This window comes from Peptoanaerobacter stomatis (assembly GCF_000238095.2).
Taxonomy (GTDB): Bacteria; Bacillota; Clostridia; order Peptostreptococcales; family Filifactoraceae; genus Peptoanaerobacter; species Peptoanaerobacter stomatis_A.
Genome location: NZ_JH815225.1, coordinates 1,525,846 through 1,549,266 on the forward strand (window position 1 = coordinate 1,525,846; position 23,421 = coordinate 1,549,266).

At 31.8% G+C, this 23,421-nt stretch carries 23 protein-coding genes and 1 pseudogene; 9 read left to right on the forward strand and 15 right to left on the reverse strand.

What is annotated here, in order from left to right; all coding sequences use genetic code 11:
• Positions 1–29: 29 nt before the first annotated feature.
• From HMPREF9630_RS06655 to HMPREF9630_RS06675, 5 genes and pseudogenes are all read right to left on the reverse strand, one after another.
• On the reverse strand, positions 30–278 hold the full coding sequence (locus HMPREF9630_RS06655) for a hypothetical protein (protein WP_009527745.1): 249 nt from the start codon (positions 276–278) through the stop codon (positions 30–32).
• 133 nt (positions 279–411) lie between these two features.
• Positions 412–876 (reverse strand): hypothetical protein, encoded by a 465-nt coding sequence (locus HMPREF9630_RS06660; protein ID WP_009527746.1) that lies wholly within the window; start codon positions 874–876, stop codon positions 412–414.
• Positions 860–1,513 carry a HEAT repeat domain-containing protein gene (locus tag HMPREF9630_RS06665; protein ID WP_009527747.1) on the reverse strand — a complete coding sequence of 218 codons (654 nt, stop codon included), beginning with the start codon at positions 1,511–1,513 and terminating at the stop codon, positions 860–862. The genes HMPREF9630_RS06660 and HMPREF9630_RS06665 overlap by 17 nt, the downstream gene beginning before the upstream one ends.
• A 3-nt stretch (positions 1,514–1,516) precedes the next feature.
• Positions 1,517–2,041, reverse strand: a complete 525-nt coding sequence (locus HMPREF9630_RS06670) for a PadR family transcriptional regulator (RefSeq protein ID WP_009527748.1) — start codon at positions 2,039–2,041, stop codon at positions 1,517–1,519.
• 72 nt (positions 2,042–2,113) lie between these two features.
• Positions 2,114–2,502, reverse strand: a pseudogene (locus HMPREF9630_RS06675) (DUF4368 domain-containing protein); the annotation flags it as partial.
• Between the two features lie 505 nt (positions 2,503–3,007).
• Between HMPREF9630_RS06675 and HMPREF9630_RS06680 the strand changes: the two are divergent.
• The 7 genes from HMPREF9630_RS06680 (at position 3,008) to HMPREF9630_RS06710 (ending at position 10,885) form a co-directional block, all read left to right on the forward strand.
• Complete coding sequence (locus HMPREF9630_RS06680; protein WP_009527749.1) at positions 3,008–3,742, forward strand: SDR family oxidoreductase; 735 nt, start codon at positions 3,008–3,010, stop codon at positions 3,740–3,742.
• A gap of 429 nt (positions 3,743–4,171) precedes the next feature.
• Positions 4,172–5,572, forward strand: a complete 1,401-nt coding sequence (gene cysS / locus HMPREF9630_RS06685; protein WP_009527750.1) for a cysteine--tRNA ligase — start codon at positions 4,172–4,174, stop codon at positions 5,570–5,572.
• Entirely contained in the window at positions 5,557–5,964 is a 408-nt protein-coding gene (locus HMPREF9630_RS06690) for a Mini-ribonuclease 3 (protein WP_009527751.1), read from the forward strand. Before cysS ends, HMPREF9630_RS06690 begins: the two co-directional genes overlap by 16 nt.
• Positions 5,965–5,993: 29 nt before the next feature.
• Entirely contained in the window at positions 5,994–7,253 is a 1,260-nt protein-coding gene (yfmF, locus tag HMPREF9630_RS06695) for an EF-P 5-aminopentanol modification-associated protein YfmF (RefSeq protein WP_009527752.1), read from the forward strand.
• Positions 7,254–7,400: 147 nt separating this feature from the next.
• The gene (yfmH, locus tag HMPREF9630_RS06700; RefSeq protein ID WP_009527753.1) at positions 7,401–8,690 is read left to right on the forward strand and encodes an EF-P 5-aminopentanol modification-associated protein YfmH; all 1,290 of its coding nucleotides are present in this window, start codon (positions 7,401–7,403) and stop codon (positions 8,688–8,690) included.
• A gap of 52 nt (positions 8,691–8,742) precedes the next feature.
• A complete protein-coding gene (locus HMPREF9630_RS06705; RefSeq protein ID WP_009527754.1) occupies positions 8,743–9,648 on the forward strand; it encodes a chemotaxis protein in 906 nt (301 codons plus the stop codon).
• 319 nt (positions 9,649–9,967) lie between these two features.
• Positions 9,968–10,885, forward strand: a complete 918-nt coding sequence (locus tag HMPREF9630_RS06710) for a hydroxyacid dehydrogenase (RefSeq protein WP_009527755.1) — start codon at positions 9,968–9,970, stop codon at positions 10,883–10,885.
• 121 nt (positions 10,886–11,006) lie between these two features.
• Here the strand turns inward: HMPREF9630_RS06710 and HMPREF9630_RS06715 are convergent, their stop codons facing one another.
• The 3 genes from HMPREF9630_RS06715 to HMPREF9630_RS06725 all read right to left on the reverse strand — a co-directional run bounded on the left by HMPREF9630_RS06715 (position 11,007) and on the right by HMPREF9630_RS06725 (position 14,272).
• Entirely contained in the window at positions 11,007–12,452 is a 1,446-nt protein-coding gene (locus HMPREF9630_RS06715) for a VanW family protein (protein WP_009527756.1), read from the reverse strand.
• 228 nt (positions 12,453–12,680) lie between these two features.
• The gene (gene nth, locus HMPREF9630_RS06720) at positions 12,681–13,319 is read right to left on the reverse strand and encodes an endonuclease III (protein WP_009527757.1); all 639 of its coding nucleotides are present in this window, start codon (positions 13,317–13,319) and stop codon (positions 12,681–12,683) included.
• Between the two features lie 38 nt (positions 13,320–13,357).
• A complete protein-coding gene (locus HMPREF9630_RS06725; RefSeq protein WP_009527758.1) occupies positions 13,358–14,272 on the reverse strand; it encodes an epoxyqueuosine reductase in 915 nt (304 codons plus the stop codon).
• Positions 14,273–14,634: 362 nt separating this feature from the next.
• On the opposite strand from HMPREF9630_RS06725, the gene leuB reads away from it, so the two are divergent.
• Positions 14,635–15,720: a 3-isopropylmalate dehydrogenase gene (gene leuB / locus HMPREF9630_RS06730; protein ID WP_009527759.1), complete on the forward strand. Its 1,086-nt coding sequence runs from the start codon at positions 14,635–14,637 to the stop codon at positions 15,718–15,720.
• Between the two features lie 164 nt (positions 15,721–15,884).
• Here leuB and rnfB read toward each other — a convergent pair whose 3' ends face one another.
• From rnfB to rsxC, 7 genes are read right to left on the reverse strand one after another with little or no spacing between them, the layout of a single operon-like run.
• Positions 15,885–16,808 carry an RnfABCDGE type electron transport complex subunit B gene (gene rnfB / locus HMPREF9630_RS06735; RefSeq protein WP_009527760.1) on the reverse strand — a complete coding sequence of 308 codons (924 nt, stop codon included), beginning with the start codon at positions 16,806–16,808 and terminating at the stop codon, positions 15,885–15,887.
• Between the two features lie 9 nt (positions 16,809–16,817).
• Positions 16,818–17,393 carry an electron transport complex subunit RsxA gene (gene rsxA / locus HMPREF9630_RS06740; protein ID WP_009525486.1) on the reverse strand — a complete coding sequence of 192 codons (576 nt, stop codon included), beginning with the start codon at positions 17,391–17,393 and terminating at the stop codon, positions 16,818–16,820.
• A gap of 27 nt (positions 17,394–17,420) precedes the next feature.
• Positions 17,421–18,014 (reverse strand): electron transport complex subunit RsxE, encoded by a 594-nt coding sequence (rsxE, locus tag HMPREF9630_RS06745; RefSeq protein ID WP_009527761.1) that lies wholly within the window; start codon positions 18,012–18,014, stop codon positions 17,421–17,423.
• A gap of 9 nt (positions 18,015–18,023) precedes the next feature.
• Positions 18,024–18,584: an RnfABCDGE type electron transport complex subunit G gene (locus HMPREF9630_RS06750; RefSeq protein ID WP_009527762.1), complete on the reverse strand. Its 561-nt coding sequence runs from the start codon at positions 18,582–18,584 to the stop codon at positions 18,024–18,026.
• Positions 18,581–19,540 carry an RnfABCDGE type electron transport complex subunit D gene (locus HMPREF9630_RS06755; RefSeq protein ID WP_009527763.1) on the reverse strand — a complete coding sequence of 320 codons (960 nt, stop codon included), beginning with the start codon at positions 19,538–19,540 and terminating at the stop codon, positions 18,581–18,583. The genes HMPREF9630_RS06750 and HMPREF9630_RS06755 overlap by 4 nt, the downstream gene beginning before the upstream one ends.
• Positions 19,530–19,739 (reverse strand): TfoX/Sxy family protein, encoded by a 210-nt coding sequence (locus tag HMPREF9630_RS10735; protein ID WP_242824687.1) that lies wholly within the window; start codon positions 19,737–19,739, stop codon positions 19,530–19,532. Before HMPREF9630_RS10735 ends, HMPREF9630_RS06755 begins: the two co-directional genes overlap by 11 nt.
• A 39-nt stretch (positions 19,740–19,778) precedes the next feature.
• Positions 19,779–21,140, reverse strand: coding sequence for an electron transport complex subunit RsxC (rsxC, locus tag HMPREF9630_RS06765; protein ID WP_009527765.1), 1,362 nt, complete (start codon positions 21,138–21,140; stop codon positions 19,779–19,781).
• A 686-nt stretch (positions 21,141–21,826) separates the two neighbouring features.
• Here rsxC and HMPREF9630_RS06770 point away from each other — a divergent pair.
• Positions 21,827–23,419: an NAD(P)/FAD-dependent oxidoreductase gene (locus tag HMPREF9630_RS06770; RefSeq protein ID WP_009527766.1), complete on the forward strand. Its 1,593-nt coding sequence runs from the start codon at positions 21,827–21,829 to the stop codon at positions 23,417–23,419.
• Positions 23,420–23,421: the final 2 nt, after the last annotated feature.

A 23,421-nucleotide genomic window follows, 5' to 3' on the forward strand; every position in this document is an offset into this window, starting at 1 on the left:
ATAATGTGAGTTTAACGGTTTTTTATTTTTCAATAAACTTGAAGTTTTAAACTTACACTGATTCTTGCACTTGTAAATGCCTGTCCCAAGCTGTTTTTATAATTAGCTTCTAAAAGCACTTCTTTGCCGTTTAATAGCGGATAATCCTGTCTTTTAGGCTTACCTATAGCCTGTTTACTGTCTAAAGCTTTTATATAAATTGATATATCATCATTTTGTATATTTTTTTCTTCAATTAAATTCTCAAAATACTGTCTCAATTTTTCATATATATTCATTTAAAATCTCTTCTTTTTTCATAACTTTGGCGTAAACCTCTCGTATCAAAAAAAGTTTTCTATTAAAATTAACCTGTTATTTTTCATCATTTAAAAATATCATTTTATTTCAATATACTTGTAAATTTCTTCCTCAAAATTCTTCAATAATTCCTCGATAGCCGTTCGCTTTCTCTATCAAGCTTCCCTTTACACCCATTGTAAAAGCAATATCACTGCTACGAATAGCTAAGAGTTTATCCCCGACTTTTATTTCTAACATCTTCATCAAATCATCTGAAAGATATACTGCACTTTTATTTAGTGCAAGCCAACCGTATTTTCTTCCTTTGTAAGTAATCAACTCTCCCTCTCTCAAACTTCTGTCTGCTAAACTTGGATTTTCTTCCAAAACATTTTTGAGTTTTGAATGGGAAAGTAAGGGTTCTGTCATTACACAAAATCCTCCTGTTCGCTTACTTCCTGAAACAATATAAATGTGATTTTCTTCTTTTAGCTTATATTCATCTACCGCCATTCTCGGAAAGATCAGTTCTCCATTTACTCTTATCCTCGACCAACCAAAAATATATTTTCCGCCTTTAGTCATCTGTGGCATTGTCTTCACTCTCCTTTAATGCTCTTTTGGTAATCCGTATTGCACCGGCACTATGAATACGAACAACAGGGTGTGTGTCATTATCTGCAAACCATTGTAATTTTTCTAAATAAGGTTTTATATACTGCGGTTTTCTCTTTCCCATTACTCGAAACATTTCCGGTGCTTCTATCCGCACTCGCACGCATTTATCTTGTATCATTTTATAAAACAGATCCATTCTTTCGCAAAATAATTCAGGAGCGTTGGTTGCAATATTTTCACAAGCCCAAACAAAAGCAAGCCTAACATCGTCTGCTTGATCTTTTCTCATTTTCATTATTTTATCTAAATAAGGGATAATCAAGTTTTTATCTGCTCTGCCTATTCTTCCTAAAGCATTAACCGCACGCTCCCTGATTTTTGGATGCTCGTCCTCTAAACAAAAGGCAATATCTATAATATATGCTTCTACTTGCTTCGAATAATTTAATCCCATTTCTCCAAGAAGCCACAAGATTTTTGCTTTTACAATAACAGAATGATTTTCATTTAGTTTATTTGCAACATCATCAATCACTTCTCCCCAGTTTTCTTTGGTTTTTGTTATTTCTCTTAATTCCTTCAGGATTTCTTTATCCTCATTTTTATTTGCCATTTTTTATTCCTCTAAATACAATTCTCTAAAGTTCTCAATCCACTTATTCAATGCTTCTGATAATAATACTTGTTGTTTTAGAATAGTCTTGCCCGTAAATGGAATATCTGTCCTCTCTTCCTCCAACCCTGATACCGCTTTTTGAAATTCCCTGATTTGACACTCGATATTTTCTGTCAGTTCCTTTCGTTCAAACGGAGATACCATTTCCAAATTGATGATGACAGCATTAAAATCCAAAAATATATTTATCATTTGAGCAGAAATTTTTTTCATCAGCTCAAGAAAATATTTATTTCCTTTCTCTGTGATATGATAGATCGACTTTTCAGGCATATTCCCCTCTTTTGACACATTTCCCTTGATATATCCTTTTTCCTCCAACTGAACAACTTTCTTATAAATGGATGGGGTACTTACTTTGATCCATTTAGAAATATTTCGATACTCAACATTTTTTTGTAAATCATAAGCACTTTGTTCTTTTTCTTTAATCATTCCTAAAACAATCAAATCTATTGCTGACATATTTTCTCCTCCAAAAAAAGACCACTATAAATTATATCACTATATTTTATAGTAGTCAATGAGAGGAAACATCTATGCAGGACAATTTTTTGCTATCCTCTTATATTCATTTAGTGGTATTCCGCTTTTTTCAGCGTTTTAAGTTTCTCCTGTTTGAGTTGCTCCCTCTTCTCCTTATATCTTTCCTCATATTCTTTTTGCTTGCCGTTTGCTTTACGCTTGAGGTAGTTTTGATGAAGCCTGTCTTTTCTTTCTCGTTCTTTTTCTTCCTCCTCTGTTAATTTCTGCTTTTCTTCTTCATATAATTCTTCTTTTGGCGGTTCATAGTTGCCGATAAAGTTGAAGTAGATTTCTACTTTCTGATTGGCGGTTTGACTGCCTTTTCGATCTAGTTCGTGTACTAAGATTTTTTCTACAAACCCATTGATGGTCGGTCTCAGTTCGTCAAAGTTATCATACTTCCGCTTTTCCTCTGCGAATGGATGTACAAAGTACCTCAAAAGGCACTTTAGTATAGACACTGTAATTATTATATAAAATAAACAAAGAATGGAAAATTAACTCATCTGTTCAAATCGTTATTTTAATGGTATTATATTATTTAATACAAAACCAAATTAAATATAAGAAAATAGAAAAAGTTTTAATGAAATAAAAATTAAGCTTACCATAATATATTTTTCTATAATTTTAATATGAATATCATTATAAAAATATATAAGTTAAGGCTATGAAATATGTTAAGCTTGTAGCTTATATAATCAAGCACTTTTTAGGTGTTTGCTTTAAATTTTTTCTCTAATATTTTCTTTACTTACATATATAAAGGTTTAATCAGTTATATATTTATTTTACGATTTCACTACTTCTTGGAATACAACATTTATTATAGCGTTATCAACTTATGTATTTATTTTATGGTTTTCACTGTAATTTTATAAAATAATTAAATTTTTAGGAGATACTATGGCAAAATCAGTATTAATTACAGGCGGCTCTCGAGGTATAGGCTACGAAACCGCACTGCTATTCGCACAAAACGGCTATGATGTCGGTTTCACATACTTAAAAAGCGATGACGGTGCAAACAAGCTTAAAAATAAAATAGAAAATATGGGACAACAATGCTTTCCATACAAATCGGACGTATCCGACTTCAATAAAATGCAAAAAGTATTTGAAGACTTTATAAGATGTAACAAACATATAGACGCTTTAATATGCAATGCCGCGGTATCTCCTTACGGTACGATAACTGATATGAGTTTTGACGAAATAAAAACTGCTTTTGACATAAATGTTTTAGGTGTCATAAATACTTGCAAATTAGCAGCTCCTTATATGGTTTCTCAAAAATATGGTAGCATAGTAACACTGTCATCTATATGGGGGATTACAGGTTCATCTTGCGAAACTATATATTCTGCAACAAAAGGTGCTATAATATCATTTTCAAAAGCTCTTGCAAAGGAGCTCGGACCAAGCAATATAAGAGTGAACATTGTAGCTCCGGGTGTGGTTATGACAGATATGATGAGCGATTTCAGCGATGACGATATTAACGCTCTTAAAGAAATATCCGCTTTGAATAAAGTATCTTATCCTCAGGAAATTGCAAAAACCATTTTATTTTTATGCAGTGAAGATACCTCGTCATACACAGGACAAGTTTTAAGCCCGAACTGCGGAATACTTATATAGTTTGCAATCAATGCCGAAAGCTTTTATACTTTAAACTGATTGAAACTGTATCACAAACATATCTTTATTACACTTTTTTCAAAACAACAAATATACAATACCTGAACCTGTTTAAAATAATATAATGTAAAATAATATTTAAATAATACTATTATCCTATAAAATATGAACACCATAATGATTTATTATATTCATATTATATTCATATTTTATTAATAATCACTCTGTTATATTAAATTATTTTTTGTTAAAATATACGCTTTTATGGTATAATATATAAAAACTGTTACATATTTTTTAGTTTTATAAATTACATACTTAATTTTTTATATAGTTACCTGATTAAGCAATGGCTAATTATTTATATATATTTATAAATAACATAAATGCCTATTTTTTAGTCGGTATCAGCTATGACTTGGAGGAATTATGAAAATCTATAACACTATGAGTTCACAAAAAGAAGAATTCAAAGAACTTGAAAAAGGCAAGGTTAAGATGTACTCTTGCGGACCTACAGTCTACAACTATTTTCATATAGGAAACGCAAGACCTTTCATAGTTTTTGATACACTCAGAAATTATTTGGAATATATCGGATATGAAGTTACTTTTGTGCAAAATTTTACAGATGTCGATGATAAAATAATTATCAAGGCTAACGAAGAAGGTATAACTCCTATACAGTTAGCGGACAAATATATAGAAGAGTATTTCAAAGATGCAAAAGCAATCGGAATAAGAAAAGCAACCGTCCATCCACGAGTTACAGAAAACATAAAAGAGATAATTGATTTCATACAAGATTTGATAGATAAAGGTTTCGCATATGTACTTGGCAATGATGTTTATTTTGAAGTAAAAAAATTCAAAGAATACGGTAAGCTATCACACAAAAATATAGACGATTTGCTATCAGGCGCAAGAATAGAGATAAACGATGAAAAAAGAGCTCCTATAGATTTTGCTCTTTGGAAAGGTAAAAAAGAGGGAGAAATAGGTTGGGATTCACCTTGGGGACAAGGTCGCCCGGGTTGGCATATAGAATGCTCTGTTATGAGTAACAAATACTTGGGAGAAAGTATAGATATACACTCCGGAGGTCAAGATTTAATCTTCCCTCATCACGAAAACGAAATAGCACAAAGTGAGGCACGCTCATCACACACATTTGCAAATTACTGGATGCACAACGGTTATATAAATGTTGACAACGAAAAAATGAGTAAATCTCTTGGAAATTTCTTTACAGTTAGAGATGTATTAAAAGAATTTGACGGAGATACACTTAGATTCTTCATGTTGTCCGCACATTACAGAAGCCCGATAAATTACAGTAAAGATATGCTTAATCAAGCCAAAAACTCATTGGAAAGAATAAAAAATTGCAAAAATAATCTGAACTTTATTCTTACAAAAATAGATAAAACTGATATGAGCGAGCAGGAAAAAGAAAATGTAGTATATTTGCAAGAATGCAAGACAAATTTCATAGATAAGATGAATGACGATTTAAACACAGCAGATGCTATAACTGCTATATTTGATCTCGTAAAATTTGCAAATACGAATGTAAGTATAGATTCATCAAAAGTATTCGTACAACAAACTCTTGATATGTTAAACGAGCTTACAGGTGTACTCAACATAGCTATGGACAAAACAGATGAAGATGTCGATGTCGCAAAAATAGAAGAATTGATAGAACAAAGAAATATTGCAAAAAAATCAAAAGATTTTGCAAAAGCCGATGAAATAAGAGATGAACTTAAACAAATGGGTATAGAAATAAAAGACACAAGACAGGGGGTACAATGGTCGAGAATATAGGAGACCTTGCATTATCTCAAGATGATGTAAACTGTATCAATACGCTTGCACTTGCATATATAGGCGACTGCATATGGGAAATATATGTCAGAAATTATGTACTTGCAAAAAATAAATTTTCAAAAGTAAATAAACTGCATCTACTCTCAACAAAATACGTCAAAGCCAAAGCACAAGCAGATATGGTAAAAACTCTCAAAGAAAACAACATAATTGATGAAAATATGTGGGATATTGTGCTGAGAGGTAGAAACTCAGCCACAAATCCTCCAAAAAATGCCAATGTTCAGGAATATAACTATGCCACAGGTTTTGAGGCACTTATAGGTTATCTGTATATAAAGAAAAACTATTCAAAATTGGATGAAATAGCACAATTTTGTTTAAAATAATCTGAACCTTTAATTTCAAGGAGAACAATTTGAACAATCTATATAAATATAAAATCAATGACAACGTAAATATGATGTATATTGAAAACGACAAATTCAAAACCAATGTCGTAACAGTATACTTCAAAAGATCCTTAAAAAGAGAGGAAGTTACAAAAAATTCATTGCTTCCTTATGTCTTAAAATCATCTACAAAAACTTACAAGACACCATTAGAGCTTGATATTAAAATGCAGGAATTATACTCCAGCAGTGTATCCGCTTCGGTTGAAAAAATAGGCGAAAAACATATAATATCATTCACTCTGTCTTTGGTATCAGACAGATTTTTACCGGAGAACATAACACAAGACGCTTTAGAATTATTAAAAGAAATCATATTTATGCCAAACGTTGAAAATGAGAGTTTTATCAAACAGTATGTGGATATAGAAAAACAAGTCTTATCAGAAGATATAAAGGCTGAAATAAATAGCAAGGGAAAATATGCTTTTAATAAAGCTACTGAGCTTATGTTTGAAGATGAACCTTTTTCTATAAGGCAAGACGGATATTTACAAGATCTTGACAGTATAGACGAAAAAAATCTGTACGAATACTATCAAGAATTTATAAAAACATCTCCAATAGACATTGTAATCGCCGGTCAGTTCGAAAAAGACAAGGTGATAAGCTATATAAAAGAGATATTTGATATAAAAATTAACCCAGTCGTAATAGAAAAGGAAAAAATACACCAAAAGAAAGAATTCAAACAAAAAGAAGAAAAAATGGACATCACTCAAGGTAAATTGGTACTGGGCTATACATTTGGAATATCTCCAAAAGATGAAGATTACTACAATTTTGTGACATACGTAAACATTTTAGGCGGAGGTGCTTTTTCCAAACTGTTTGCAAACGTCAGAGAAAAACACTCTTTATGTTACTCCATAGCTTCAACCTTACAAAAAGTAAAAGGCACTATGATGATAACTGCCGGAATAGAACCCGAAAATAAACAAAAGACAATAAATCTAATAAATGAACAGATAGAAGATATGAAAAACGGTAGAATTACCGATATAGAGCTTGATAGTGCAAAAAGACATTATATACACGCACTTACTACACTTACAGACTCTCTTGCCGCACTTGGAGATTTTTACTATGCACAAAGTCTATCAGACACACCTCGAACAATAGATGAAATAATAGCGATAATTGAACGTGTAGGCAAAGATGATATTCAAAAGGTAGCACAAAAATGCCAAAGCGAATTAGAATATTTCTTGACTAAAAATGAATAAATCAAATACCGACCTTATATTATAGTCTGATTAAAAAATCAGCTTAATATTATATATTATTAAATAAAACTAACATCAATTTATAATGTTTTATTGCGATATATTATATTTTAAATAGATATCGGTATTAACTATAACGGAGAAAATATGTTTTACGAAAATAAAATTTTAAACGAAAAAATATATGCTGAAAAACTTCCAAACAATCTGCAAGTATTCATAATGAAAAAGGAAGGTTTTAGCAAAAAATACGCCGTATTTGCAACTGATTACGGCTCAAATGACCTTGAATTTATAAGTCCTCACACAAAAAAACAAATCAGAGTAAACGAAGGAATTGCACACTTTTTAGAGCATAAAATGTTTGAAATGCCGGATAACAGCAACGCATTTGACGAGTTTTCAAAATACGGTGCAGATGCCAATGCATACACCAACTTCAATATGACAGCCTACTTATTTTCGGCAACTCAAGGTTTTAAAGAATCTTTAAAGCACCTCATACACTACGTACAAACTCCTCATTTTACAGATGAAAACATAGAAAAAGAAAAAGGTATAATAGCGCAAGAAATCAAAATGTATGACGACAATCCCGACTGGCAATTATTTTTTAATTGTCTCAAAGCTATGTACAAAACTCACCCTAACTCAATAGACATAGCAGGTACTGTTGAAAGCATCTACAAGATAACTCCACAAGAATTGTATGATTGCTATAATTCATTTTATTCTCCGTCCAATATGGCTTTATTTGTCGTAGGTGATGTAGATATTCAAGAAACTATGAAAATCATCAAAGATACCGTAAAAGATACAAATATGTTTGAGGGTGAAATCACAAGAATACAAGTACAAGAAACAGATGAAACAGCTAAAAAAGAGATACAAAAAGAATTGGAAGTATCAATACCTATGTTTTGCATAGGATACAAAGAAAAAAATGACACTATAAACGAAGATTATCCTCGCATAAAAAAAGATATAGAAATGGACATAATAAATCAGCTCATATTTAAAAAAGGCTCCAAATTGCACGATAAATTATATAACAGCTCACTTATATTCTCACAATTATCTGCCAATTACACATCAGCCAAAGACTACGGTTATATAACAATAGAAGGCGAAAGCAAAGATATAGAAAATACAAAAAATTTAATAATTGAAGAGATAGAAAATTTTAAAAAATATGGAGCGGAAAAAGAACAATTCGAAAGAGTAAAAAAACAAAAATTAGGCTCTTTTATAAAAACTTTCGACTCAGTGGAAAGTTTGGCAAACATATATCTGTCACTATACTTTAAAGATGAAAATCTTTTAGAATATTACGACTACTTGAACGAGCTTAAAATAGAAGACATAAATTCAAGACTTATAAAGATGTTTGACAAAAATCAAATGGTAATATCCATAATAAATCCAAAGACGGCATAATTGTAGAGCATTAGGTTTTTCAAATTTAATTTTTAATAAAGGGGATATTGTGATGAGCACAAAAAAAGAAATATTGTTGGAAACAGGTACAGGAGAAGCGGAGGTACTTGAATTTAGAGTAGGCGAAGGTGATTATGCCATAAACGTAATCAAGATAAAAGAAATATTGGAAGTAGACAACATATCACCCGTTCCAAAAGCAAATGCTTCAGTTATAGGTCTTACGATGGTGAGAGGCGCTATAATTCCGCTTGTAGATATGAAATTTGTTTTGACAGGAGAACATACAAACAAGACAAGATTTACGACTTTGTTATGCGAATTCAACCAAAATCAAGTAGCTTTTTGCGTAGATTTTGTAAAAGGAATTCAAAGAGTGCCTTGGAAAAACATACAAAAACCGGATGCAATAATAGATGATAAAGGTTCACTCGTTATAGGAAACATAACATTCGACAACAGAATCGTAATGATGCTCGACTTTGAAAAAGTTGTATCAGATATAGCACCGGCAACCGGAATAAACGATGAACGTATAGAAAAAATAGTAAAAAAAGACAGAAGCAACTTAAAAGTTGTACTTTCAGACGACTCTCCATTAATAAGAAAAGTATTATTTGAAGCACTTACAAAAGCAGGCTTTTCACAACTTAGATTCTTTAATGACGGACAACAAGCATGGAATTATTTTGAAGACTTGCTTGAAAGAAAAGGCGAAAACTTTAAAGATGAAGTGGATATCCTGATAACTGACATAGAAATGCCTCAAATGGACGGACATACCCTAACAAGAAAAATAAAAGAAAATCCTGTACTGAGAAGTCTACCTGTTGTAATATTCTCATCACTTATAACTGAAACACTTAAGCACAAAGGAGAAAGTGTACATGTGGACGCTCAACTTAGCAAGCCTGAAATAGAAAACTTGGTAGATGTAGTGGATAAACTGGTAGGATAATCACATAAAAGTAATTATGGCAAAGATTTTATACTCGCTGTAATTACTTTTATTTTTTGAATAAAATATTGCAAAAATATATATTGAACCAAAATTTAATATTATTTATACTTTGTTTTAAACCTCTTTCTTTTATTTATATTGCTTGTATTTCATCGTTATTTCAAGTAAATTTACAAGAAAGAATAATTGCAAAATATATTGACTTAATTTATAAAACTTAGTATAATATGAGAAAAGGTTTTTACAATAAACATAAAATATCATTACATAATGAGTTGTAAAATTTCTATTAAAATTTTTAAGGAGGATTTATATTATGAAATGTCTTGTTACTGAACTTTTTAACCAATCCGGTATTGATGTATTTGAAAAAAACGGTGTAGAAGTTACACTTGCATACGGAAAATCTATCCCTGAAATAACAGATATGGTAAAAGATTATGAAATACTTGTAGTAAGAGCAGAAACACCTGTTCAAAAAGCTATGATAGATGCCGGTGTTAAACTTAAAGCAATCGGTATGGCTGGTATAGGATTAAATCACATAGACGTTGAATATGCAAAAAGCAAAGGAATAGCAGTATTTAATGTACCTGATGGAAGTACAACAGCAGTTTCAGAACTTGCAATAGGCACTATGCTTAATGTACTTAGAAAAATAGGAAACGCAAACAATTTCGTAAAAGCAGGAAACTGGAATAAAACAGGATTTACTGGAAATGAAATAAAAAATAAAACTGTAGGTATACTTTCTCTTGGAAGAATAGGATTCAGAGTTGCAGAAATATGCTTAGCATTCGGAGCAAAAGAAATCGTAACTTATGACCCTTACCTAAAACAAGAAGTAGCTGATAAAATAGGTGCAAGAATACTTCCTTTAGACGAAGTTCTAAAAGTAGCTGACATAGTATCAATACACACTCCACTTACTCCTGAAACTAAACATATGATAGGAAAAGAACAATTTGCACTTATGAAAGACGGTTCTTTCTTATTCAATTTAGGACGTGGCGGTATAGTTGATGAAGAAGCTCTTTATGATGCTCTTACATCCGGAAAATTAGCAGGTGCAGGTTTTGACGTTATGGAACAAGAACCTCCTGCAAAAGACAACAAATTATTCAAATTGGATAATTTCAGCATAACTTGCCATATAGGAGCAGGAACAAAAGAAGCTCAAATATATATAGCTGATTCACTTGCAAACCAAATAATGAATTATATAAATAAATAATTTTTATACTTTTGAAAATCGTATAAATATCTTTACTTTTAACAATATTATAAATTTTCAAACTTGGTAAAAATATTTTAAATAAAAAATACCCCTTTTAAAATCAAGGGGTATTTTTTATTTAAAATATTGACGGTTCTTCTTGAGCTTCGTTTGAATTTTGTTGCGTGTTCACATTATTTATTGTTGTTGCTTGTGTAGCATCTTCAGCAGGTTTAACCTCTTCAGGTCCTGTACCTGTTCTTATTATTTTCGGTGTCATAGTATATCTGTCTTTTGATATAACTGTTTTTTGTCCGTCAACCACTCTATAAGTCACCGAAGTGTATCCTGTATGTCCCGGATCTTCTATTTCTTCTTTTCCTTTTGGTAAATTAGGGTCATTTTTATATACCAATGTCGGCTCTACTGTGCTTGTAACTTCAGAATATATGTCAACATGTTTACTTCTTGTAGTATCACCATAAATTTGTGCAACCATAACTCCGCTGTCTGCATATGTTTTTATATATACAGGGAAAGGATATGAGTTTTTATATTTTAAGTCCGGACCTGAAGTTGCAACTGTTGCATCTCTACCTATCGGAACATATCCTATCGGAAATGAGTGGTTTGTCCTTTGTGTTATATCCATCCCGCCTAATAAAAGCGCATTATATAAAGTGGAACTCACTTGGCATACTCCGCCTCCGACTCCGTCCTGATATTCATTATTTACTATAATTTTTGCTGCTCTAAATCCGTTTGATGTAGATACATCTCCAAGAACTCCAAGAAAGCTTACTTCTTCTCCCGGCATAAGCAACTGTCCGTTTAACTTTTGTGCGGCAAGCGCCACGTTAAATGAACGCTCTGACTCTCTTGTAGAATATTTTGAAGTATATGAAGCTATAATTCCGTTTATTGATGATAATTCTTCTGTTTTTACTGAAGGCTTTTTTACAGCTACAGGTATAGCCACTTTTACTGTCTTTTCTTCACTTGATTTTACCGCATTTTCAACATCAGCTTTTAATTTTTCTATATCCACCACATATCCATTTTGTGAAGGGATTATGCTTACACTTCCTCCGTCTGCACTTACAGTTGCATTTATAGGATTTGTGTTGACTTCACTTGCAACTTTATTATAAAATTCATCAAGCTTTGTATAGTCTTCTTTTGTTTCAAGCTCAATAAATTCTTCCACACCTGAATTCAGTGTAATAACTTTTATTGCATTTGTCAAAAAATTGCCTTTTCTTCCTATTTCATAGGCTTTTTCCACAGCCGTATCTATATCATATGAAAAACCTACATCTGACAATCCCTGCACCCACTGTTTGTCTTCATTTGTAAGTGTAAGAGTTCCAAATTTAAAATTATTTTCTAATAAAGACTTGGCTTCATTAACGGAAAGATTAGACACGTTCACTCCGTTTATAAATACATTATTGTATATGTTCCCTGTATTCATCAGTGTATTTGCATATACTACAACTCCTGAAAAAATCATCAGAACAACAGCAAATACTATGGCTATTTTAGGAAAAACGGATCTTTTCTTTACTTTTTTTCTTTCTTTCACTTTATCACCTTCTTGCTGATTAAAAAATTATAAAAAATTATGATAACAAAAAATTTATATAAAAAATTAATATATATAGTAATCGAAAATAAGTTAAATATATTTAAGCAAATTGATATTACAATTATTTTAAATAAAATCACTATATATTCATTTTTTACTTAGCCAAAATTATAAAAAGTCTTATAAAACATTTTAAATTCGTGTAAAACCTAATATATTTAAAAATTAACTCTTCTTTTTAAGTAGATTTTTATAATATAAACAATATTCCTTGAGATTACACTCTTCACATAGAGGATTTTTAGCTTTACATGTATATCTGCCATGAAATATAAGCATATGATGTGCGAGAGTCCAGTCTTTTTTTGCAATCTTTTTTTGCAAATCCATCTCAACTTTATAGACATCTTCTTGAGCTGAAAAACCTAATCTGTGTGCCAATCTGAAAACGTGCGTATCGACTGCAATCGCCGGCACTTTGAAACAGTTGCTCATGACTACATTTGCAGTCTTTCGACCAACTCCAGCAAGTGATGTTAACTCCTCCATGGTCTTTGGCACTTCAGAATTATATTTTTGTATCAAATCTCTCGACATTGATATTAAATTTTTTGATTTTGTATTAAAAAAACCTATTGTCCTTATATATTCTTTAAGTTTTTCTTCGCCTAATTTCACCATCTTTTCAGGTGTATCAGCCACTTTGAACAAGTCTTTTGTGACTATGTTTACTCTCTTATCCGTAGATTGAGCGGACAGTATTGTTGCTACAAGCAATTCATAAGGTGTATTGTGATTGAGCTCACAAGTAGCATCCGGATACATCTCTTTTAAGATTTCAATTATAGCCTTGTATTTATTCAAAATTTACTCCTTTTATTAGGTTTTAATATAAAAGCGTATCAATCATCTTTCAAAATATCCAAATTGCGCTTTATAACAGATTTTCCTCTAAAATTAAACGCTCTTAAAATATATTTTTCTTTGAATTTTTTGTTTGACAACTCATCTATATCTTCATTTTTTATAGTCTTAATTATATCACAATTTTTAGGAATAGTTTTTACATTATTATTAAAATGACACACATTTTGACATACATCACATCCGAAAATTTTTTTGCTCTTTTTAATTATCCTCTGCTCCTGCTCGTTTAACTCTCCTTTTTTCTGTGTGATATATGAGGCACATCTATAACTGTTTATAGTAAAATCGCCATTTATAGCTCCTCCCGGACAGCTTTTCACACAAGCCATACATTTGTCGCAATATTTTTTCTCGGATTTTTTCTCATCTAAAAGCAAGTCTGTCACTATAAGCCCAATATTCACATAGCTCCCGTATATATCGCTAAAAATCATGGAGTTTATACCAAGTCTACCTACCCCACTATAAAATGCGAAAAATCTTTCATTTAACGTGCCTGTATCAGACTGAATATAAAAATCTGCATCTTTATGAAAGTTTTTGATATATTTTACAATCTCGCAAAGCATATCCCTCACAGATATGTGATAGTCCACGCCCATACAATACATAGATAGATTTCCGTTTTTGCTGTGCTCATCTGTAAGATAGGGAAACAATATGACTATTATACTCTTTGCATCTTCAAGCACATTTTGTGCAAAAACTCTCGAGTTTATATCATCGCTTTCGAGCGATGTTATCAAGTTGTCATTTTTTCTATTTGTCAAAAAGCCAAAAAAATCTTGTTGGCTCTTGAGTAATTCTTCATCTTCCAAATTTAATATCGCATATTCTATTTCATAAGGCAAATTCAGATTCAAAATCGAATTTTTAACTATACTTGACATATCTTCCTCATCATATGGCATTATATTTTTAAAACCATACCAATTCTATATTAATTATAATACTCCATTTGTCTAAAATCTAAACAAATGTATTTATATTTTTTTCATCTGCTATTGATTTTTTACAAAAAAATGATAGAATTATGTAATCATATTTCATTTTGTAAAATATATATTATTATATTGTATTTTTACATTCTATTATATGCTCTAATATTTTATGAATTATATAATAATAAGAACAACAATATATATATTCAAAAATTATATTTTTGCATTTTTAATATTCTATTATTTCATTTTTTCATTATATTTTTAATTTATAACAAACCATCTTAAATTTATATAAAGGAGATTTATTTATGAATACAGATGTTGTACTTATAAAGGGTGACGGTGTAGGCCCTGAAATTGTAGATCAAGCTGTAAAAGCTATACACGCTGTCGAAAAAAAATATTCTCATAAATTTAACTTTAACGAATATTTAATGGGAGAAAGCGCATATAAGGTTTATAAAAAAACTCTGCCTGACAGCACTCTTGATGCCTGCAAAAAATGTAAAAATATATTATTCGGAGTTGTAGGCAGCCCTACTCTTGACCTTGATGAAGAAAAAAAGCCTGTAAAAGCATTGTTTGACATAAGAACGGAACTTGACTTGTTTACAGATTTAAGACCTATCAGAATAGACAAGAGGCTTTCAAATCAAGCCTTGCTAAAAAGCGAATACATAGAAGATGGTGTAGATATACTTATAGTAAGAGAATTGACAGCAGGACTTTATATAGGTGAGCATAAAATCTCAGGAGAAGGCGATAACAGATTTGCCACTGATTTAATGTACTACGATTTTAAGCAAATTGACAGAATAACATCAAGAGCGTTTGAGATGGCAAGGCGCAGAAGAAAAAAAATAACCTTGGTGGATAAAGCCAATGTGCTTGCTACATCTAAGCTGTGGAGATTGATATTCGATGATTATGCAAAGAAAAACCCTGACATAACAGTGGAACGTATGTATATAGATACGGCTACTATGCAACTCATAAGACGTGCATGTGAGTTTGATGTAATATTATCAGAAAATATGTTCGGTGATATAATATCTGATGAAGCAGGTATATTATCAGGTTTTGTAGGACTTATACCATATGCAAGCATCGGCGAAAATAACTGTATGTGCGGCCCTACTCACGGCTCCGCAAATGATATAGCCGGCAAAAATATAGTCAATCCTATGGCAAGCATATTATCAGCAGGCCTTATGCTTCGATACGGCTTTAACTTAAATGATGAGGCTGACGATATAGATGAGGCTGTATACAGTGTACTTGCACAAGGCTATAGAGCAGGCATTTCTTCTCATAACAAAGACAGCTCTTTAAAATATGTAGGAACAGATACAATCGGTGATTTGGTCGCTGAAAAAATACTTATGAATTGTTAAATTTCTATTAATACTATATTCTTATAGGATAACAGAAAATCATAATAATTAATTTTTTCAGTTAATATTATATAAATATATAAGTTATCCATAATTTTATTAAAAAATACTATAATAAAAATACCAATACTAATCTTATTATGATTAATATTGGTATTTTTATATTATGCTGTTTCTTGCACTTCTTTTTGTTCTTTTACCTGTTCATTTTTTGCTTCTGCCGGAGGATTATTATCAGTTTCTTTTTTATCATCCGGTGCAGCCGGTTTCACACTCAAAGGTTCTTTTTTCTTTATTTCTTTACCTTTTATTGCATGTGTAGGGCATTTTTGAACACATATATTACATTGTTTACATTTGTCATAATCTATAGTAGGCAAGTTGTTGTCAAAAGACATGGCTCCAAAAGGGCAACTCTTAACACATAGTTGACAGCCTATACATCCTACTGAACATACATCTTTTACATCTTTTCCTTTTTCTCTTGAGCGACAGAATATGTAAACTTGTTGATTTTCAGGTATCCAATCTATTATAGATTTTGGACAAACTTCTATACATTTACCGCAAGCAACACATTTTTCTCTATCTACGTGTGCAACTCCGTCTGTACCTATATATATGGCATCAAACTTACAAGCTCTGACACAAGTTCCAAATCCCATACAACCGTATGTACAGCCTTTTTGTCCGCTTTGTGCTATTGTTGCCGCTTTACAATCTATTATCCCTAAATATTTTGCTTTTTGAACTGCATTTTCAGTAGTACCGTTACAAGCTACATTTGCTACTTTTCTAACTCCTGATTCCGCTGTAACTCCCATTATAACTGCAACTTTTTCCGCTACTGCTGCTCCACCTACAGGACATCCATTTACAGGTGCTTTTCCTGAAGCTATAGCGGCTGCCAATCCTCCACAACCAGGAAAACCGCAACCTCCACAGTTTGCTCCCGGCAATACTCCTAATATTGCCTCTTCTTTAGGATCTACTTCAACAGCAAATTTTTTTGATGCAATAGCAAGTCCTGCCGCAAATGCAAATCCCATAACTGAAAGACTTACTACTGAATTTATTATTACGCTCATCTATTACACCTACTTTCCTAATCCACTAAATCCGAGGAATGATATTGCCATAAGTGATGCTGATATAAGTGCTATCGGAAAACCTTCAAATGTTTTCGGTATATCTGACAGCTCCAATCTCTCTCTTATTCCTGCAAATAATACTATCGCAAGTGTAAAGCCTAATGCTCCACCTAAACCGTTGAATATAGTTTCTATCAAGTTATAATTATTTTGTATGTTAAGTATAGCTACCCCAAGCACTGCACAGTTTGTAGTTATAAGAGGAAGATAAACTCCCAATGATTGATATAGAGTAGGACTTGTCTTTTGAATTACCATCTCTACGAATTGAACAAGTGCAGCTATTACAAGTATGAAAGCTATTGTCTGTGTAAACTGTATACCTAATGCGTTCAATAATAACTGTACAAGCCATGTGATTATTGATGCCAATACCATTACGAATGTAACCGCCATACCCATACCTATTGCTGTTTCAACTTTTTTTGATACGCCTAAGAACGGGCATATACCGAGAAACTTCGACATACAAAAGTTGTCAACAAGTATGGAGATTAAGAGTATCAAAAGTATATTTTTCATCGTATTCTCCTTTTATATTTCAATTGGTTATTTTTTATTCTTAATTTTATTAAATCCTGCCAATAATAATCCAAGTGCCAAGAATGCTCCCGGTGGAAGTATCATTATTAATGCCGGTTGATATCCTATTTTTCCCAATATGTCTATTCCAAATATTGAACCGTTTCCCAATATTTCTCTAACTGCACCTAATATTGAAAGCGCTAATGTAAATCCTAAGCCGTTTCCCAAACCATCACCGAATGATGCAAGAGGAGGATTTTTATATGCAAAGCCTTCAGCTCTTGCAAGTATTATACAGTTAACAACTATAAGTGGTATAAAAAGTCCGAGTGCATCATATAGCGGAGGTACAAAAGCCTCTAAACAAAACTGTACAACTGTAACGAAAGATGCTATAACAACTACGAATATAGGTATTCTTATTTTTGAAGGTATTATCTTTCTAAGCATTGATGTCAGCAAATTTGATAACGCCAATACGACTGTTGCCGATAATCCCATACCGAGTCCGTTCATTGCTGATGTTGTTGTGGCAAGCGTCGGACACATACCAAGTACTTGGACGAAAGTAGGATTTTCGTCTATAATTCCATTTTTTAATGCTTTAAAAAATCCCATTTTAGCCTCCTATTTATTTAACTCATTTTCAAAGAGTTCTATAGATTGATTTACACCTTTTGTGACTGCATTTGATGTTATTGTTGCACCTGCAATCGCAACTATTTCATCATCTTTAGGCACTGCATTTTTAATTACTTTCAGCTGTTTTGCATCTTTATCGTTGTATTGATCTATGAATGCAGGATCTTTTGATTTTGCTCCAAGTCCCGGAGTTTCTGACATACTTCCAAGGCTTACTCCGCTTATCTTACCGTCTGCTGTTATACCTGTAGTTATTTCTATATCTCCGCCGTATCCTTTTGATATATTTTTTATTGTATAGCCGACTGTCTTGTTATCAGCATCTACTCCTTTATATACTTCTACTATATCTTCTCCAAATTCTTTTTCTATTTTTTCAAAAGATTTTGCAACAGATAGTATCTCTTGTCTTGCTTTATTGTCTTTTTCTATTTTTTGTGTTTCAATTATAGGTTGTGTTATTCCGTATATTGTTGATACTATTCCGGTAGATACCGCTGTTATTATAAATAATATCAATCCGAATTTAATTACTTCGTTTTTCATTTTTTATTTACCTCCCCAAACACTCTCGGTCTTACTTGTCTTTCTATAAGAGGTGTTGCCACGTTCATAAGCAATATTGAATAAGATACTCCTTCTGGATATCCACCGTAATATCTTATAACAGATGTCAAAAGACCACATCCGAAAGCATATATGACTTGTCCTTTTACAGTCATAGGCGATGTCGCATAGTCGGTAGCCATAAAGAACGCTCCGAGCATCAAGCCTCCGCCGAATATATTATATAATATCATTGATGAATCAAATCCTGAAAAAGCATAAGTAAGTACTGCAACTGTAGCTATATAAGTAACAGGAATCACATATGTTATTACTCCTCTGTACATTAAGTAAATTCCACCTAATATTAGAAGTATTGCACTTGTTTCTCCTATTGTTCCAGGTATATTTCCTAAAAACATATCCATTAAATCCGCTCTTACCACTCCTTCTGATGCAGCATTTTTTATAAATGCAAGCGGTGTAGCTGTTGATACCATATCAGGTGATTTTGTATACGGTAATGTCCAAGATGTCATAAGTACAGGCCAAGATGCAAGCAACATCGCTCTTGCTATAAGCGCCGGATTTACAAAGTTATGTCCTAAGCCACCGAACAGTTGTTTCGCAATTACTATCGCAAATATCGCCCCTACAAACGTAAGCCACCAAGGTGCTGAAGCCGGTACGTTAAATGCTAATAATAATCCTGTGACAACAGCAGATAAATCTTTTATTGTAATAGGTTTTTTCATAAGTTTTTGTATTACATATTCTGCCAATACAGCTCCCACTACACCTGATATTATATTGATTGCAGCGCCTGCTCTAAAATAATATATACTGGCAATGGTAGCCGGAAGCAAAGCAATAATCACATCTCTCATAACTGACGAAACTGTTTCGTTACTTCTTATATGGGGAGATGAAGATATTATTAAGTCTTTATTTTCCATTGTTCCCTCCTGTGTATCTGATTTTAATTTTTATTTTTCTTTTTGTATATAGTAATTCATATACTACATCTCTTATCATTTCTTTTGCCTTATCGGTTTGTTTTATAAGCAATCTGTCATCATATACTCCACCTATAATTTTATCTTTATAGTATAAAATACACTCTCCCATCATCTTGCGATAATTTATATCCTCCAAATCTGACAACTGTTCTAAAACAAATTCAAGTATTCTTTGCTACTTGGCATTTTTTTCTGCCTCTGCTTTGGCTTTTTCCTGCGCCTTTCTTCTCATTGCCATTATTTCTCTCTTAGCAACTCTTATTGATTGCAGTAAAGGACGTTTTGAAGGGCATATAAAAGAACATGAACCACATTCTATACAGTCAAGTGCTCTATATTCTTCCGCTTTTTCAAAATTATCTTTTAATGTATGTGCACTTATATAAATAGGCTCTAATCCCGCCGGACAAACTCCTACACATTTTGCACATCTTATACAATTTTGTGTTTCACCTATTTCAGCCTCTTTTTGTGTAAAACATAGTATGCCTGATGTTCCTTTATTAGCAGGTACATTTATATTAGCTAAGGCAACGCCCATCATTGGACCACCACTTATAACTTTTGCAGGTTCTTCTTTAAATCCGCCTGTCATCTCTACTATATCGCTGTACAAAGTTCCTATCTTAAACATAACATTTTTAGGATTTGCTATCGCTCCACCTGTTACTGTACATATTCTTTCTATAAGAGGTAAGCCTGTTCTTAAAGATTTTGCTATCTGTGCGGCTGTTGCAACATTATCAACTATTGCTCCGGCATCCGCTGGCAATCCTCCTGATGGCACTTCTCTACCTGTACATACGTTTATAAGTTGTTTTTCCGCTCCTTGCGGATATTTTGTTTTTAATGTTACAACTTTTATATTCGGATATTTTTCAACCTCTTTTTTTATCGCCTCTATGCAATCAGGTTTGTTATCTTCTATTCCTATGTAACCATTTTCTACAGATGTTATTTTAAGTATGGCTCTCAGACCGTCTACAACATCTTTTGTCTGTTCAAGCATCAATCTGTGGTCTGCTGTAAGATATGGTTCACATTCAGCTCCGTTTAATATAATGGCATCTACCACCTTATCCTTCGGAGGATTAAGTTTTACATGTGTAGGGAATGTTGCTCCCCCCATACCAACCAAACCTATTTCTTTTACTATCTCTAAAAGTCTTTCTTTTGACAATTCCTCTATTGTTCCGTATGGTTTTATATCTTCGTGAATTGTGTATTCTTTATCATTTTCTATTATTACACAGTCAGCTTTTTCTCCTGTATTAACCAATATTTTTTTCACGTCTATAACTTTTCCTGAAACGGATGAGTGTATAGGCGCTGATACAAAACCGAGTGGTTCACCTATTTTTTGTCCCACTTTTACAATATCATTCTTCTTTACCAAGCTGCTACATGGAGCGCCGATGTTTTGGATAAGAGGTATATACACTTTATCCGGTGCATCGAGATACTCTATTGCACTATGCTCAGTAGTAGACTTGTTGTGTTTAGGGTGGATACCCCCTCTAAAAGTCGTTAATTGCATTGTCCCCTCCTACAATATAAAAATAAAAAACATTTATATATTAAATATAATTATAAACAAGTTTAAAATAAGTTATTTGCTATAATTTTAACTAATTATAATCACTCAATTTCTATTAAGATATATTATAAAAAACATTTTCACTAAACTTTACGTTAATTATAGTTTTAATATCGCTAAACATTAAAAGTGCTATTTTCATATAACTTACCAATGTTTTTAAAAGAGCTATTACAAATTTTTGTATATCTCATCTTCAGAAAAAATAACATAACCACAGTCTTTATAAAAGTATGTCATTCTATTTTTCTTTTTTAAATGAGAATTATTTTAATTCTTAAAAACGATTGCAGTTTATCTAAACATTTCTATAAAATTTAGTGTAAAGCGAATATTCAATTAATTTTAAGCAAATAAATTCTTTTCTCATAAGATAACACTACCTTTATAATTGTACACCATTTATCAATAAATTACAATTTAGATTTTAAAAAATTTTAATTTTTGTTATACATTTTTATTAATACTTTTTTTATGCTATAATTATTAAAATATATTAAAACTATATATTGTGTTAATTTAAACATTCACAATCATATATAGTCTTTATTTTTATTAAAAATTCGATTATAATTAATACTTAAATTTTTTAATCTATATTAATTTTATAAAAACAAGGAGATAAAATGATTACCGTATCTAATATAAAAATCTCTTTAAATGAAGATGAAGCAAATATAAAGGATAAAATCGCAAAAAAATTAAAACTGAAAAATACAGATATACACTATAAGATATTAAAAGAGTCATTGGACGCAAGAAAAAGAGATAATATACATTTTATATACCAAGTCTTAGTAGATGCTGATGAAAAAAAATTAAATAAACATATATTCGATGATGCTGATATAAAACCTTATATAAAACAAAATATCCCTATATTAAAAAAAGGCAGTGTCTCTATTGATAAGCCTATATTGGTAGTAGGCAGTGGACCTGCCGGTTTATTCTGTGCTTATAAACTCAGCCTATATGGGTACAAAACGATATTGATAGAGCGTGGAAAAGATGTAGATAAACGTAGCATAGATGTCGAAAACTTTTGGAAAACAAGCATTATTAACGAAAATTCCAATGTACAGTTTGGAGAGGGAGGCGCAGGCACTTTTTCAGACGGCAAACTCACTTCAAGAAGTAAAGATATAAGAGGCTTTGAAGTATTGGAAACATTCCATAAATTTGGTGCTGATGAAAATATATTATATAAACAAAAACCCCATATAGGAACCGACATATTAAAAAATGTGGTTAAAAATATGCGAAATGCCATATCTTCGCTGGGCACAAGTGTTAGATTTGAAAACAAATTGGAAGATTTTATAATCGAAAATAACATCATAAAATCAGCTGTTATAAACGGAGAAAATATAGATGTATCCATGGTAGTTCTTGCAATAGGGCACAGCGCAAGAGATACATTTGGTATGCTTTATAAAAACAATATATCAATGCTTAAAAAGCCGTTTGCGGTAGGATTCAGAATTGAACATTTACAAGAAAATATAGATAAAGCACAATATAAAGAGAATTACAACAACCCAAAATTGTCTTCGAGCGAATACTTCCTGACAAATGCCCTAAATGAAGTAAATAGAAGCGTATATACATTTTGTATGTGTCCAGGCGGATATGTTATCCCTTCGTCTTCTTCAAAAGAAGAATTAGTTGTAAACGGTATGAGCTATAACGCAAGAGATGGAGTAAATGCAAACAGCGCCATACTCGTCAATGTGCGTGAAACTGACTTTAACAGTAATGTATTAGGAGGAGTTGACTTTCAAAAAGAATGCGAAAGAAAAGCATTTATCTTAGGAGGAGGAAACTATAAAGCTCCTGTTCAAAGAATAGAAGATTTTCTAAATAATACAGTTTCCACACATATAGGAAAAGTCAAACCGACATATGAAATAGGCTATAAATTATCCAACTTAAATGAAATATACAAAAAAGAACTTACAGAGTCGATAAAAAAATCTATAATAGCCATGGATAAAAAAGTAAAAGGATTTGCCGATAAAGACGCAATTTTAACCGGAGTAGAAACAAGAACCTCTTCACCGGTCAGAATACTAAGAAATCCGGATAACTTAAACAGCGTAAGCATATCGAATCTATATCCTTGCGGAGAAGGTGGCGGATATGCCGGCGGAATAGTCAGCAGTGCTATAGACGGTTTAAAAATAGCCGAAAAAATAATAAAAAATTATATTTTTATATAGAA